Source organism: Plantactinospora sp. WMMC1484, from assembly GCF_049315195.1.
In the GTDB taxonomy this organism is placed as follows: Bacteria; Actinomycetota; Actinomycetes; order Mycobacteriales; family Micromonosporaceae; genus Plantactinospora.
The window spans coordinates 3,135,849-3,149,284 of record NZ_CP186055.1; the positions used below are offsets into that span (position 1 = coordinate 3,135,849).

At 73.4% G+C, this 13,436-nt stretch carries 13 protein-coding genes; 4 read left to right on the plus strand and 9 right to left on the minus strand.

The window, feature by feature from the left end:
- Window positions 1-129: 129 nt before the first annotated feature.
- The 5 genes from fabF to ACN28C_RS13840 form a co-directional block, all read right to left on the minus strand.
- The gene (gene fabF, locus ACN28C_RS13820; RefSeq protein ID WP_422773870.1) at window positions 130-1,356 is read right to left on the minus strand and encodes a beta-ketoacyl-ACP synthase II; all 1,227 of its coding nucleotides are present in this window, start codon (window positions 1,354-1,356) and stop codon (window positions 130-132) included.
- Window positions 1,357-1,358: 2 nt separating this feature from the next.
- A complete protein-coding gene (locus tag ACN28C_RS13825) occupies window positions 1,359-1,598 on the minus strand; it encodes an acyl carrier protein (RefSeq protein ID WP_107261778.1) in 240 nt (79 codons plus the stop codon).
- Between the two features lie 184 nt (window positions 1,599-1,782).
- Window positions 1,783-2,712, minus strand: coding sequence for a beta-ketoacyl-ACP synthase III (locus tag ACN28C_RS13830; RefSeq protein WP_422774654.1), 930 nt, complete (start codon window positions 2,710-2,712; stop codon window positions 1,783-1,785).
- 55 nt (window positions 2,713-2,767) lie between these two features.
- Window positions 2,768-3,943: an acyltransferase domain-containing protein gene (locus ACN28C_RS13835; RefSeq protein WP_422773871.1), complete on the minus strand. Its 1,176-nt coding sequence runs from the start codon at window positions 3,941-3,943 to the stop codon at window positions 2,768-2,770.
- Between the two features lie 134 nt (window positions 3,944-4,077).
- A complete protein-coding gene (locus ACN28C_RS13840) occupies window positions 4,078-5,298 on the minus strand; it encodes a PucR family transcriptional regulator (protein ID WP_422773872.1) in 1,221 nt (406 codons plus the stop codon).
- A 59-nt stretch (window positions 5,299-5,357) separates the two neighbouring features.
- On the opposite strand from ACN28C_RS13840, the gene ACN28C_RS13845 reads away from it, so the two are divergent.
- The gene (locus ACN28C_RS13845) at window positions 5,358-6,038 is read left to right on the plus strand and encodes a phosphatase PAP2 family protein (RefSeq protein WP_422773873.1); all 681 of its coding nucleotides are present in this window, start codon (window positions 5,358-5,360) and stop codon (window positions 6,036-6,038) included.
- A gap of 100 nt (window positions 6,039-6,138) precedes the next feature.
- Here ACN28C_RS13845 and ACN28C_RS13850 read toward each other — a convergent pair whose 3' ends face one another.
- Window positions 6,139-6,789: a response regulator gene (locus ACN28C_RS13850; protein ID WP_422773874.1), complete on the minus strand. Its 651-nt coding sequence runs from the start codon at window positions 6,787-6,789 to the stop codon at window positions 6,139-6,141.
- A complete protein-coding gene (locus tag ACN28C_RS13855; RefSeq protein WP_422773875.1) occupies window positions 6,786-8,210 on the minus strand; it encodes a sensor histidine kinase in 1,425 nt (474 codons plus the stop codon). Before ACN28C_RS13855 ends, ACN28C_RS13850 begins: the two co-directional genes overlap by 4 nt.
- 43 nt (window positions 8,211-8,253) lie before the next feature.
- Between ACN28C_RS13855 and ACN28C_RS13860 the strand changes: the two genes are divergently transcribed.
- Both ACN28C_RS13860 and ACN28C_RS13865 read left to right on the plus strand, forming a co-directional pair.
- Complete coding sequence (locus tag ACN28C_RS13860) at window positions 8,254-8,442, plus strand: hypothetical protein (protein WP_422773876.1); 189 nt, start codon at window positions 8,254-8,256, stop codon at window positions 8,440-8,442.
- 13 nt (window positions 8,443-8,455) lie between these two features.
- Window positions 8,456-9,037, plus strand: coding sequence for a hypothetical protein (locus ACN28C_RS13865; protein WP_422773877.1), 582 nt, complete (start codon window positions 8,456-8,458; stop codon window positions 9,035-9,037).
- A 1,167-nt stretch (window positions 9,038-10,204) separates the two neighbouring features.
- Here ACN28C_RS13865 and ACN28C_RS13870 read toward each other — a convergent pair.
- Together ACN28C_RS13870 and gltX are read right to left on the minus strand one after the other, a co-directional pair.
- Window positions 10,205-10,858, minus strand: coding sequence for a hypothetical protein (locus tag ACN28C_RS13870; protein ID WP_422773878.1), 654 nt, complete (start codon window positions 10,856-10,858; stop codon window positions 10,205-10,207).
- 369 nt (window positions 10,859-11,227) lie between these two features.
- Window positions 11,228-12,637, minus strand: coding sequence for a glutamate--tRNA ligase (gene gltX, locus ACN28C_RS13875; protein ID WP_422773879.1), 1,410 nt, complete (start codon window positions 12,635-12,637; stop codon window positions 11,228-11,230).
- Between the two features lie 326 nt (window positions 12,638-12,963).
- Between gltX and ACN28C_RS13880 the strand changes: the two genes are divergently transcribed.
- The gene (locus ACN28C_RS13880) at window positions 12,964-13,401 is read left to right on the plus strand and encodes an SRPBCC family protein (protein ID WP_422773880.1); all 438 of its coding nucleotides are present in this window, start codon (window positions 12,964-12,966) and stop codon (window positions 13,399-13,401) included.
- Window positions 13,402-13,436: the final 35 nt, after the last annotated feature.

Genomic DNA, 13,436 nt, shown 5'->3' on the forward strand with positions numbered 1-13,436 from the left:
GCTCCTCCGGCCCGGGCGAGACGTCAGGTCAGACCCGGGCGGAGCCGGTAAGACCCGGGCGGAGCCGGTAAGACCCGGGCGGAGCCGGTAAGACCCGGGCGGAGCCGGTCAGACCCGAGGTGGAGCCGGTCAGATCCGGGCGAAGACGAGGACCGCGTTGTGGCCGCCGAAGCCGAAACCGTTGTTCAGCGCCGCCGGCACCTCCATGTGCCGGGGCTTGTGCGCGGCGACGTCCAGGTCGAGGGCGTCGTCCGGGTCGTCGAGGTTGATCGTCGGCGGTACGACGCCGTCCCGGATGGCCAGGATGGTGGCGATCGACTCCAGCGCGCCGGCCGCGCCCAGCAGGTGCCCGGTCATCGACTTGGTCGCGGTCAGCACCGGGTGGCTGCCGAGCGCCGTGCGCAGCGCGACGACCTCCGCCAGGTCACCGACCGGGGTGGAGGTGGCGTGCGCGTTGACGTGCACGATCTCCGAGCGGTCGATCCCGGCGTCGGCGATCGCCATGTTGATCGCCCGGATAACGCCGCGCCCCTCGGGGTGCGGCTGCACGATGTCGTACCCGTCCGAGGTGAGCGCGGCCCCGGCCAGCCGGGCGTACACCCGGGCGCCGCGCGCGGCGGCGTGGTCGGCGCGCTCCAGGACGACGGCGCCGGCGCCCTCGCCGAGGACGAATCCGTCCCGGGCCTTGTCCCACGGCCGGGAGGCGCGCTCCGGGTCGTCGTTGCGGGTCGACATCGCCCGCATCGAGGCGAAGCCGGCGATCGGCAGCGGGTGGACGACCGCCTCGGTGCCGCCGGCCAGCACCACGTCGGCGCGGCCGGAGCGGATCATGTCGAGCCCGAGGGCGATCGCCTCGGCCCCGGTGGCGCAGGCGCTGGCCACGGAGTGGACCCCGGCCTGGGCGCCGAGTTCCAGCCCGATCCAGGCGGCCGGTCCGTTCGGCATCAGCATCGGGACCGTGTGCGGGGAGACCCGCCGCGGCCCCGACGCCTCCAGGATGTCGTCCTGGGCGAGCAGCGTCTGCGCGCCGCCGATGCCGGAGCCGACGCTGACCGCCAGCCGCTCCGGCTCCGGCGGGGCATCCGCCAGGCCGGCGTCGGCCCAGGCCTCGTGCGCGGCGATCAGCGCGATCGCCTCCGACCGGTCCAGCCGGCGCAGCTTGACCCGGTCCAGCTTCTCGGTCGGCTCGACCGCGAGCTGGGCGGCGATGCGTACGGGCAGTTGACCGGCCCACTCCTGGGTGAGCGGACCCACCCCGGAGCGGCCGGCCAGCATGGCTTCCCAGGTCGACGCGACGTCCCCGCCGAGCGGGGTCGTCGCGCCGAGCCCGGTGACGACGACGTCGGGACGATTCATGGTCAGGACTGTGCCTCGATGTAGGCGACGGCGTCGCCGACGGTCTTGAGGTTCTGCACGTCGTTGTCCGGGATCTTCACGCCGAACTTCTCCTCGGCGGCCACCACGACCTCGACCATGGAGAGCGAGTCGACGTCGAGGTCGTCGGTGAACGACTTCTCCTCGGCGACGTCGTCCGGGCTCACCCCGGCGACCTCTTCGAGGATCTCGGCGAGGCCGGCGGTGATCTCGTCACGGGTCATTGCAGTTGTTTCCTCTCCATGGATGGATGTGCGGGCCGGATGGCTCCGCCGTCGCCGGTCGGTGTTCGACCGTTCCGTGGTGGTGGGGGGGGTGGTGCGGCCGGTTCGGCGGCTACGCCCTCCCGGTGTCCCGGCGCATCCCGGTCGGCGCCCGGACGGGCGTGCCGGGCGGCCGGGGCAGCGGTCAGGGGCACCGGACGACCTGGCCGGCGTAGGTGAGGCCGCCGCCGAAGCCGAAGAGCAGCACGGGGGCGCCGGAGGGCACTTCCCGGCGCTCGACCAGCTTGGACAGGGCCAGCGGCACGCTCGCCGCCGAGGTGTTGCCGGATTCGACGATGTCCTTGGCGATCACCGCCTGTGGCATGTCGAGCCGCTTGGCGATCCCCTCGATGATCCGCAGGTTGGCCTGGTGCGGCACGAAGGCGGCGATCTCCGACGGGGCGATCCCGGCCCGCTCACAGGCCTGCAGCGCCAGCGGGGCGAGCGCGGTGGTGGCCCAGCGGAACACCGACTGCCCCTCCTGCTGGATGTACGGGCGCCAGCCCTCGATGCGTACCGCCTCGCTGCGCTCCGGGACCGATCCCCAGACCACCGGCCCGATGCCGTCCGGCTCGTCGGCGCCGGTGGCGGTGACCACGGCCGCCCCGGCGGCGTCGCCGAAGAGGATGCAGGTCGACCGGTCGGTCCAGTCGGTGAAGTCGGAGAGCTTCTCCGCGCCGATCACGATGGCGTTGCGGGCGGCGCCGGCCCGCAGGGCGTGGTCGACGGTGCCGAGCGCGTACGAGAAGCCGGAGCAGGCGGTGTTGACGTCAAAGGCGCCGGGGGCGTCGATGCCGAGCTTGGCGGCGACCCGGCAGGCGGTGTTCGGGCTGCGGTCCACGGCCGAGCAGGTGGCCACGACGACGAGATCGATGTCGGCGGCGGCGAGTCCCGAGTTGGCCAGCGCCTTGTCGGCCGCTGCGGCGGCCATGTCGGCGACGGTCTCGGTGTCGGCGATGCGCCGGGTGACGATGCCGACCCGCTCCCGGATCCAGGTGTCGTTGGTGTCCACGATCTGGGCGAGGTCGTCGTTGGTGACCACCCGCGACGGCTGGTAGTGACCCAGGGCGATCATCCTGCTCACCGGACCACCGCCCCGCGGTAGTGGTCCGGGGTTTCCCGGGAACCGGTCATGAGAGTTGTCCTCCGATGCGGGCGAGGGGCTGGCCCGGGGCTACCGGGTCGTCGTGCTGGGCGAGCCATTCGGTGAGTACGCCGGAGTCGCGCGCGGTGACCTCGACGGTGCCCTGCCGGGTGGCGACATGGCCGATGACCTGCCCTGCCGCCACGGCGGTGCCCTCGGCCAGCTCCCCGAGAGGGGTGAAGGTGCCGGCGCTGCCGGCCACCACCACCCGGAACCGCATCGCCGGTGCCCGCCCGGGTGGGCCGCCGTGCCGGGCGATCAGGTCGCGTGCGGCGGCGAGGTCGGCCGGGGTGTTCAGGGTGACGATCTCCGGTACGGCCCCGCTGCCCTTCAGCTCGCGCTTGATCAGCCCAGCGAGGGTGCCGGCCGGCGGCAGCTCGATCACGGCGGTCACACCGAGGTCGGCCAGGCCGCGCACGCAGAGGTCCCAGCGGACCGGGGCGGTGACCTGGCGGATCAGGCGTTGCAGCATCTCCCGCCCGTGGTCGACGGCGGCGCCGTCGGCGCTGGAGAACAGGATCCGGCTCGGGTCGGCCGGGACGATGCCGGCCGCGACGGCGGCGAGGGCCCGCTCGGCCGGCGCCATGTAGGGGGTGTGGAACGCTCCGGCGACCTGGAGGGCGATCACCTTGGTGCCGGCCGGCCGGTCCGCGGCGAACTTGGCCAGCCGGTCGAGCGCGCCGGCCACCACGATCTGACCGGCGCCGTTGAGGTTGGCCGGGTGCAGTTCGTGTGCCTCGACCGCTGCCAGCACCTCGTCGGGGTCGCCGCCCATCACCGCCGACATCCCGGTCGGCTCGAGCGCGCAGGCGGCGGCCATCTCCCGGCCGCGTACGCCGGCCAGGGTGACCGCCGTCTCCGGGGCCAGCACGCCGGCCAGCGCCGCCGCGGCCAGTTCGCCGACGCTGTGTCCGGCGGTGGCGTGCACGTCGTACAGCGGCAGGTGCTCGGCGGCGAGCAGGGCGGCGGCGACCAGCAGCGGCTGGGTCCGTGCGGTGTCCCGGATCTCGTCGGCGTCACCCTCGGTGCCGAGCCGGACGAGGTCGACGCCGGCCAGCGCGGACCACCAGCGCAGCCGCGCCTCGGCGCCGGGCAGATCGAGCCACGGGGTCAGGAAGCCGGGCTTCTGGGCGCCCTGGCCCGGAGAGAGTACAGCGAGCACGCCTACGACTCTCCTGGATCATCGGGTCCGGCGCGGGTGCCGTGATGCACCAAACCACACTATCGACTTTGTGGGATACCTACAAAAATTCATGGGGATCACGGACTTGGCGTTACGTGTGTCCTAAACACACGTTAATGTCCCAGGCCCGGCCCGACCGGTGGAGACGGGTCCAGCCGCCCGATCGTGAGCGCCATCCGCAGCGCGAAGGCGTCTCTTGCGGTGAACGGCGAGAATCCCGTGACGTCCGCCACCCGCCGCAGTCGGTACCGGACCGTGTTCGGGTGCACGAAGAGCGCCCGGGCGGCGCTCTCCAGCACCCCGCCGGCGGCGAAGAACGCGTCGAGCGTCTCCAGCAGCTCGCCGCCGGCCCGCACCAGCGCGGCGTAGACGTCCTGGCGCAGGCTCCGCCGGGCCTCGGGGTCGCCGGCCAGGGCACGCTCCGGCAGCAGGTCGGCGGCGGCCACCGGGCGGGGGGCCGCCGGCCAGGCGGGCGCGGCCCGGAAGCCGGCCAGCGCCGCCCGGGCCGAGTCGGTCGCCGCGTCCAGGCTCGGCACCGCCGGCCCGACCACCACCGGCCCGGGGCCGAACCCGGCGAGCATCTTCGCGGTGGCGTCCAGCGGGTCGGCGGTGCCACCGAGCACCAGGACGAGCCGGTCGCCGTGCACCCCGCCGATCATCTCCAGGCCGAGCCGGCGGGTGACCCGGTAGATGGTGTGCAGCACCGCCGCGACCTCGCCGCCCGGGGAGCGGCCCACCGCCACCGCCACCGGCGGGGCGTCCGACCAGCCCAGCGCCGCCGCCCGGCTGGCCAGCACGTCGGGCGAGTCGCCCCGGAGCAGCGCGTCGACCAACAGCGCCTGCAACCGGGCGTCCCAGGCGCCGCGTGACTCGGCGGCTCGCGCGTACACCCGGGCGGCGGCGAAGGCGATCTCCCGGGAGAACTTGAGTACGGCCTCGTGCAGCAGCCGCTCCTCGCCCGGCGCGGCCAGGTGCGGCACCTGCTCCTCCACCACGTCGATGGTGACCTTGATCAGGGCGACCGTCTGCTGCAGGCTGATCGACCGGGCCAGCGCCCGGGGCGCCGCGGCGAAGACCTCGTCGGGAGTGTCCGTCACCGCGTCGGCGCCGTCCCGGTCACCGCCGGACGGCAGCGACCGCAGCCATTCGACCAGGGACCGTACCCCGGCCTGGGCGACGAGCATCACCCAGGAGCGCTGCTCGGCCGGCAGGTCGCGGAACCAGGGCAGCGTCTCGTCCATCCGGGTGACGCTGGCGCTGGCCAGGGTGCCCGCGGCCCGTTCGATCCGGCGCAGCGTGGCCGCCAGCTCGCCGTCGCCCGCCTCGGTCGCCATCGGCCCAGCGTGCCACGTGGAACGCCGGGTGCGGCCACCGGCCGTGACATCATGCTTCGATGATCGCCCGCCTGCCGCTGGTCGTGCCGGTGTTCGCGCTCGCCGCCTTTCTGGTGCTGCTCGCGCTGACCCTGGCCGGCTGGGCGCCGCTGGACCGCTTCGACGCCGCGGCGAGCGACACCTTCCGGGGGTACGGCGACGCCAGTCCCGGCGTGGTCGGCGTGCTCCGGATCGCCACCGACGTGGCGGCGACGGTGCCGTTCCTCGTCGCCGGCCTGGCCGGCACCGTGGCACTGGCCGTCCGCGGCCGGCGTCGCGTGGCCGGGTTCTGCGCCACGGTGACGGTGCTGGTGCCGGTGCTCTGGGGGCTGATGCACTGGCTGGTCCACCATCCCCGGCCCGAGGACGGGTTCGTCGTGATCACCAGCAACGGGTTCCCGAGCGGGCACACCAGCAACGCCGCGGCGGCGGCGCTGGCGGCCGTACTCCTGCTCTGGCCCCGCCTCGGCAGGCGGGGCCGGGCGCTCACCGTCGGGCTGGCCGTGGCGTTCGCGGTCTTCGTCGGGCTCACCCGGATGGCACTGCTGGCGCACTGGCCGACCGACGTCCTGGGCGGCTGGCTGCTGGCGCTCGCCGTCGTCCCGTTGGCCGCCTGGGTGGCCGGAGCGCCCGGAGCGCCCGGAGCGCCCGGGTCGCATCCCGCTCGCCTACCCAGGCCGCCCGGAGCGGGCCGCCGGTAGCGGGTCGCGCGCCCGCTCCGCCCCGCTAGGGCGGCGGCAGGTGGCGCCGGCGGTCAGGACAGCGGCCGACGGTGCCGTAGCCAGGGCAGCGGTGCCACGATCAGGGCAGTGGCAGGCCGATTTCCTGGGCGAGGATGGCCGCCTGTACCCGGCTGCGCAGTCCCAGCTTGCCGAGAATGCGGCTGACGTGGGTCTTGGTGGTGCTCTCCGCCATCGACAACCGGTCGGCGATCTGCTGGTTGGAGAGTCCCAGACCGAGGCAGGCCAGCACGTCCCGCTCGCGCGGTGTGAGCTCGGACAGCGCGTCCCGGGCGGTCGCCGGGCTGGCCGGCGCGGCGGCGGCGAAAGCGGTGATCAACCGCCGGGTCACCGCCGGGGCGATGATCCCCTCGCCCCGCGCGACGGTACGCACCGCCCCGACCAACCCTGTCGCGTCGGTGTCCTTGAGCAGGAAGCCGGAGGCGCCGGCCCGGAGTGCGCCGAAGACGTACTCGTCCAGATCGAACGTTGTCAGCACCAGGACGTCGGCCAGCCGCTCGGCGACGATGACACCGGTCGCCGAGACGCCGTCGAGCCGGGGCATCCGGACGTCCAGCACTGCCACGTCCGGCCGGAGCCGCCGGCAGAGCGCCACCGCCTCCTCGCCGTCGGCGGCCTCGCCGACCACCTCCAGGCCGGGTGTTCCGGCGAGGATCAGCACCAGGCCGGACCGGACCGCGTCCTGGTCGTCGGCGACAACGACCCGGATCACCGGTGCTCGTCCGGACGTCCTGCCGCTCCGGACGCGGGCGGACGTGCGGCTCCACCGGTTGCGGGCGCTGCGGCGGACTCGGCGTGCGGCAGTTCGGCATGCACCCGCCAGCTCGATCCCCGGGGCCCGGCCTCGAACCGGCCGCCGAGCAGGGTGACACGCTCCCGCATCCCGATCAGCCCGGCTCCGGCCCCGGGCAGCCCGGCCCCGGCCGAGATACCGGCACCGCTGGCACCGCTGGCACCGCTGGCACCGCTGGCACCGCCGGGAGCGCCGGAGCGGGCGAGCGGGTTCTCGATGGTGACAGCCACCGACCTGCGCTCGTGGCAGACGGTCAGAATCGTCGGGCCGGCACCGTGCTTGAGTGCGTTGGTCAGCGACTCCTGCACGATCCGGTATGCCGCCAGGTCCACGCCGACCGGCAGCGGTCGTACCTCGCCGGTCGTCTCGAAGCGTACGGCCAGACCGGCGTCCCGGGCCTGACCGACCAGCCGACCCACCTCGGCCAGCCGGGCCCGGACGGGACCGTCGGCGGCGCCCAGCCGGCCCGGCGGCAGGGCCTCTCCGACCGGCCGCGGACCGCCGGCCGGGTCGCGCGGGGCCGGCGGAGGGGACGACGCGGCGCCGGCCGAGGCTGGTCCGCCGTCGGCGGGTTCCCGCAGCAGGCCGATCATCTGCCGCATCTCGCCCAGCCCCTGCACGCTGTTCTCCCTGATCACCCGCAGCGCCTGGTCGAGTTGCTCCCGGTCGAGTCCGGATACGGAGAGCGCCGCGGTGGCGTGGATGGCGACCGCACTCAGATGGTTGGCGACCACGTCGTGCAGCTCCCGGGCCATCCGGCTGCGCTCCGCCGTCACCGCCTGGCGCCGGTCGAGTTCGGCCAGCCGCGCGGTCTGTTCCGCCCGGGCCCGCTCGACGGCGGCCTGGTCGCGGTACTGCCGGACGCTGATCCCGCTGACCACCGGCAGTACGCCGATCAACACCACCGGAATCGCCAGCCCGATGCCCTGCCAGGCCGGGGCGGCGAGGAACACCCCGATCAGCGCGGCGATCCCGCTGAGCGCCAGCGTGATCCAGAGCAGCCGGCGCCAGAGTCTCGGCGGCCCGTAGACGCAGGAGTCGAAGAGCACCTGGGTGTAGACCAGGCTGGTGGCCAGCGACGAGCCGTGGGCGAGGTCGACGGCGATGGCGACGGTGCCCAGCGCCAGACCGAGCCGGGTCGCCACCCGGCGCAGCGCCACGGCCAGGCAGGTGAGCGCGAGGGTGCCGACGTATAGACCCGGCGGGGCGTCCAGCAGGCCGGGATTGAGCGGGTGGTAGACCCCGAGGGCCGTCATCAGCAGCCCGCCCAGCAGGGACGCGGACGCCAGCGCGATGTCCCGGGAGAGAGTCCCGCGCTCCAGGCTCAGCCGTACGGTCACCGCTCGATCACATCACACCGGCGCCGGGTTCCCGTCGGTCCGCATGACGAGACGGGGCCCGGCCGACGTCCGTCGAAGGATGTACCCGTACCTCTTTCGAGGGACCCGGATATCGGCACCGGCGGCGACGTCGCGGCCGGCCGCCCCGACCAGACTGGTGGCGGTGGCCGGGCGGGGGCCCGAGGGGTACGCCCGGCACCAGGACGCGGTGAGCGCCGTCGTGGCGGCATGATCGGGGGTACGCGATGGTGGCGGTGATCGCGGCGGGCGAGATCGGGTTCTGGGTGCTGCTCGGCGCCGGTCTGATCGCCCGCTATCCGCTCCGGAGGCCCCGCCTCGGCGCGGCGCTGCTGCTCGGTACGCCACTGATCGATCTCGCCATCCTGGTCGCCACGGTGATCGACCTGCGGGCCGGGGCGACGGCGGACTTCACGCACGGACTGGCCGCGGCGTACCTCGGATTCTCGGTCGCCTTCGGGCACAGCATGATCCGCTGGGCCGACCAGCGGTTCGCCCACCGGTTCGCGGGCGGACCGCCACCGACGAAGCCTCCCGCCGGCGGTTGGGCCCGGACCCGGTACGAGTGGCGGGAGTGGGGCAAGGGACTGCTGGGCTGGGCGGTGGCCTGTGTGCTGCTCGGTCTCGGCATCCTCATGGTGGGTGACCTGGACCGCACGGCCGAACTGCTCGCCTGGATCGGGCGGTTGACCGTCGCCATCGTGATCTGGCTGATCGCCTTCCCGCTCTGGATGACCGTCTTCCCCAAGCCCGCCAACCCGGACGACGGCCGGGAGCTGACCGCCGGTCGAGCGCCGAACGAGCGCTGAGCGAGCGCCGAACGAGCGCCGAGCGAGTGCTGAGCGAGTGCCGGCGGCCCCGCGAGCTGGATTTTGCGGCGGGTACGCGTGGGTTTCTCGTCACGGCGGCGTCGAGCTTCTCACCTCCGACCAGTACGGTGACAACGTCCCGGTGAGGCGCTTTCCCACACTGGCCAACAGTCGACGGCGTGGGCGGCGCCACCGTGTGCCGGGGCAACCGCCCACCCGGCGGCGAGTGTGAGGAGGACTGGATGGCGCATGACGCCGAGCGCGGCTGTTCGGAGGACGAGCAGGATTCGCTGCTTGGCGATCATCGGTCGCTGCCCCCGCTCGGTCCGGCTGGGCGGCTGCGCTGGGTCTGCGGAGCCACGACCGGGCTGCCGGCCGGCCCGATCGACGGAGTGCCCTCCCGGCCGGGTACCGAACCGGTGGATCCGCGACCTGCCGACCCGGTGGAGTCGTCCGGGGCGGCGCGCCCGCTTGCCCCCTCGGGTGACCAGGTCGGGAAGCCTCGGCCCGACCAGGCCGGGAAGTCCCGCCCCGGGGAGGCGCCCGAGGGGACCGCGCCCGACGCCGGCCCGGGCGGCTCCGGCGGCGGGCGGGATCCGGGCCCGATCGGCGACCGGTCGAGGTTGGTTCCCCGGCCTCGCCGGGGCGGGGCGGAGGTCGATGACCGAAGTCCGCATGGTCCCGGCACCGCCCCGGCCGACAGACCGGCCCAGTCTGACGGCCCAGCGCAGTCTGACGGCCCGGCCGTGGCTGACGGGCCGGACCTGGTTGACGGGCCGGACCTGGTTGTTGACCGGCCGGATGCCACGCCGGACGTGCCGACCGAGTCGGGAGGTCGGCGTACGCCGGGGTGCCAGACCGAGCTTCCCGGGTGGGCCGGGGCGCATCGGCACGGCGCCGTACGCCCGGCACGGCGTTCCGTGCGGCGTGACCGTCCACCGCGCCGCTGGTGCTGATCCTGCCGCTGCGGGCCGGTGGATGCTGAACTCTCTACTGGGGCAGGGTGCTGGACGTCAGCGGGCAGGGTGCTGGACGTCAGCGGGCAGGGTGCTGGACGTCAGCGGGCAGGGTGCTGGACGTCAGCGGGCAGGGTGCTGGACGTCAGCGGGCAGGGTGCTGGACGTCAGCGGGCAGGGTGCTGGACGTCAGCGGGCAGGGTGCTGGACGTCAGCGGGTGCGGCGCCGGACCAGCAGGGCAATCCCGGCCAGGCCGAGGGTGATCGCGACCAGCACGGCACCGTTGAGCAACATCAACTGCCGCAGCTCCCCGAAGAGACGGTCGACCTCCTCGCCGGTGTCGATAGCCTCGTCCGGAATCACCCGTTCGCCACCGCCGATCCCGCCGTGCAGGGTGGTCTGTTGCTCCGGCAGCGGGGCACCCGCCGTCAGCAGCGTCTCCGACATCGTGAGTCGCCCGAAGAACCAGGCGGCGCCGGGGCGGGTCTTGTCCGGCTGCCGGGCCGGGCGATAGACGCGTGGGCCGCCCTTGGCCAGCGGGTAGAGGTCGTAGGACTGCTTGGCGGCGTCGCCGACGTGCACCACGAGGGTGTATTTCGGCCCGAGGTCGGCGGTCTTCGGCGCGCTGGTGTTGCCGTGGCCGCTCTTGACGAAGCCCACCTGGTCGAGGAGGGCGGCGAAGAGCTCGGCGTCGTCCTCGGCCGTGACGGTGAGCTCGTCCGGCAGGCTCTTGCTGCTGATCACGACCGATGTCGGCTTGGCTGCCGGCTTGGCGTGGGCGGCACCGGTGATCCCGAGCCAACTGCCCGCCGCGATCAACAACGTGGCCACGCCGACAAGTCGACGACTCACCTCTCCGGCCATCGCCGACCTCCTCGCCCCGTCTCGATGGTGGCCATGATGCAGGTCACGCGCTGGTTGGTCGGTAAGGTGCCCGACACCGTCCCGGATGGACGCGCCGTGCTCACTACAAAGACTCCGCAGAACGCCGCTCGGTTGCATCTGGAGGAGCGGTAATTGCAACTATCTGCGATCTAGAGTCGACCAAGTGGCGAGCCGTTGATCAGTTGGGCGAAATCGTAGCGGTAGGAGGGCGGGCATGAGACCCCGGGTCGCCCATGTCGGGACATCGGTGCTGATCGGTCGGGACACCGATGCGGATCGTCGCGGTGGCGGCGCTCTGCGTACCGCTGTCCGCCAGTCCGGCCGGAAATGACGCCGGTCGGGAGGCGGTCAGACCAGCCGGAGCCGGGCGGCGCGCAACCGGGTGAGGGTGCGCTCCCGGCCGAGGACGGCCAGCGACTCGAAGAGCGGGAGTCCGACACTGCGTCCGGTCACGGCCACCCGGACCGGCGCCTGTGCCTTGCCGAGCTTCAGACCACGGCGGGCACCGACCTCCTCCAGCGTCGCCTTCAGCGGCTCCGCCGCCCACTCCGGCAGCGCCTCGAAGGCGGCGATAGCCTCGTCCAGCAGGTCGGCGGCACCCTCCTTCATCGCTTTCGCCCAGGCGGCCTCCTCGACCAGCGGCGAGGAGAGGAAGAGGAAGTCGACGTTCGGCACGATCTCGCTGAGCACCGCGATCCGGGTCTGGGCCAGCGGCGCGACGGCGGCGAAGGCGGCCGGGTCGAATTCAGCCGGCCGCCAGGGCGGCGGCGCGATGGTGTCGGTGCCGGTCAGCCAGGGCTGGCAGGCGGCGACGAACTCGTCGACCGGCAGCGCCCGGATGTATTCGCCGTTGAAGGCCCGCAGCTTCTTCTCGTCGAAGAACGCCGGTGAGGGGTTCACCTCGGCGAGCCGGAACTCCGACTCGATCACCGACCACGGCACGATCTCCCGGTCGCCGGTGGGTGCCCAGCCGAGCAGCATGAGGTAGTTGCGCATCGCGTCCGCGAGATAGCCCTCGTCCCGGTACGCCTCCAGCGCCACCTTGTCGCGCCGCTTGGAGAGCTTCTGGCGCTTCTCGTTGACCACCACCGGGACGTGCGCCCAGACCGGCGGCTTGACCCCGAGCGCGTCCCAGAGAAGCTGTTGCTTGGGCGTGTTGGGCAGGTGCTCCTCGGCCCGGATCACGTGGGTGATCCCCATGACCATGTCGTCGACGACGTTGGCGAGCAGGAAGACCGCCGACCCGTCGCCGCGGGCGATCACGAAGTCCTCGATCAGCTTGTTCTCGAAGGTCGGCTCGCCGCGGACGAGGTCGACCACCACGGTCTCGCCCTCGTCCGGAGTACGGAACCGCAGCGCGCGTCCCGGCCCGGCTTCGAGCCCGCGATCCCGGCAGAAGCCGTCGTAGCCCTGGTACTGCGAGCCGGTGCGGGCCTGGATCGCCTCCCGGGTGCAGTCGCAGTAGTACGCCCGGCCCGCGGCGTGCAGCCGGGTCGCAGCGTCGCGGTGCTCGCCCGCGTTCGCGGACTGGAAGTACGGCCCTTCGTAGCTGCCCCGCTGGATCCCGATCCAGTCCAGTGCGGAGAGGATGCCCTCGGTCCACTCCGGCCGGTTGCGGGCCGCGTCGGTGTCCTCGATCCGCAGCACGAAGACCCCGCCCTGCTGCTTGGCGAAGATCCAGTTCTGCAGGGCGGAGCGGGCACCGCCGACGTGGAACATACCAGTCGGGGAGGGGGCAAAGCGTACGCGTACCGTCACGGCCTCCAGCCTACGCAGGCGTCCCGGTGCATCCGCCACCAGGTTTCCGACCCCGCCGGCCCGATCGGCGGGCGTGCCGTTCGTCGGTGTCGAGCCGGGCCGGCCGTCGGTGTCGAGCCGTGCTGGCCGTCGGCGTCGAGCGGGGTTGGCCGTCGGTGTCGAGCCGCGCTGGCCGTCGGCCTCGAGGCGCCGGTCGGCACCCGGAAAGCCCGAATTTCATGGCGGTAGTTTCTTTCGGCGTGTCGATGGTTAATCGTCCGCTTTCGTCCGTAATCGTGAATAAGCTGCCAAAGGTCAAGGTTGTCCGCAATGGAGGCGACTGAAGGATGATGCTCATCGAACGCAGCACGCGGGTCTCCGCCCCGATCGAGGCGGTGTGGGACCTGGTTCAGCGGGCCGAACACCTGCCGGGCTGGCTGGCCGGGGTGCGACAGGCGGAGGTGCTTTCCGGCGAGGGCATCGGCCGGCGCCAGCGGGTGCACGCGGCGGGGGGCCCATTGGACGCCGAGGTGATCGCGTACCAGGAGCCGACCCTGATCGCCTGGCGGGAGCGGGCCGAGGGCGCGGGTGCGCGGGCCGAGGCCCGCACCGAGGTCTACGTCGAACTCGCGCCGGAGGAGGACGGCACCTGCGTACGCCTGATCATGGTCCGCTGGCCGGCCGGCCCGGTCAGCGGTGCGCTGCTGCGCTGGGGGATGCGTCGGGTCGGCGCCGACCTGGAGGGCTCGCTCGCCCGCCTCACCGGGCTGGCCACGGTCGGCTGAGGGGCGGGATCGTCGCGACCGCGACGGTCCCGCCC

What these genes read in the sequence shown, in the direction of transcription:
- fabF (WP_422773870.1), bottom strand. Translation starts at nt 1,356, where the DNA reads ATGAATCGTCCCGACGTCGTCGTCACCGGGCTCGGCGCGACGACCCCG.
- ACN28C_RS13840 (WP_422773872.1), bottom strand. Translation starts at nt 5,298, where the DNA reads ATGGCGACCGAGGCGGGCGACGGCGAGCTGGCGGCCACGCTGCGCCGG.
- ACN28C_RS13845 (WP_422773873.1), top strand. Translation starts at nt 5,358, where the DNA reads ATGATCGCCCGCCTGCCGCTGGTCGTGCCGGTGTTCGCGCTCGCCGCC.
- ACN28C_RS13830 (WP_422774654.1), bottom strand. Translation starts at nt 2,712, where the DNA reads ATGATCGCCCTGGGTCACTACCAGCCGTCGCGGGTGGTCACCAACGAC.
- ACN28C_RS13860 (WP_422773876.1), top strand. Translation starts at nt 8,254, where the DNA reads ATGACGAGACGGGGCCCGGCCGACGTCCGTCGAAGGATGTACCCGTAC.
- ACN28C_RS13880 (WP_422773880.1), top strand. Translation starts at nt 12,964, where the DNA reads ATGATGCTCATCGAACGCAGCACGCGGGTCTCCGCCCCGATCGAGGCG.
- ACN28C_RS13870 (WP_422773878.1), bottom strand. Translation starts at nt 10,858, where the DNA reads ATGGCCGGAGAGGTGAGTCGTCGACTTGTCGGCGTGGCCACGTTGTTG.
- ACN28C_RS13865 (WP_422773877.1), top strand. Translation starts at nt 8,456, where the DNA reads ATGGTGGCGGTGATCGCGGCGGGCGAGATCGGGTTCTGGGTGCTGCTC.
- ACN28C_RS13825 (WP_107261778.1), bottom strand. Translation starts at nt 1,598, where the DNA reads ATGACCCGTGACGAGATCACCGCCGGCCTCGCCGAGATCCTCGAAGAG.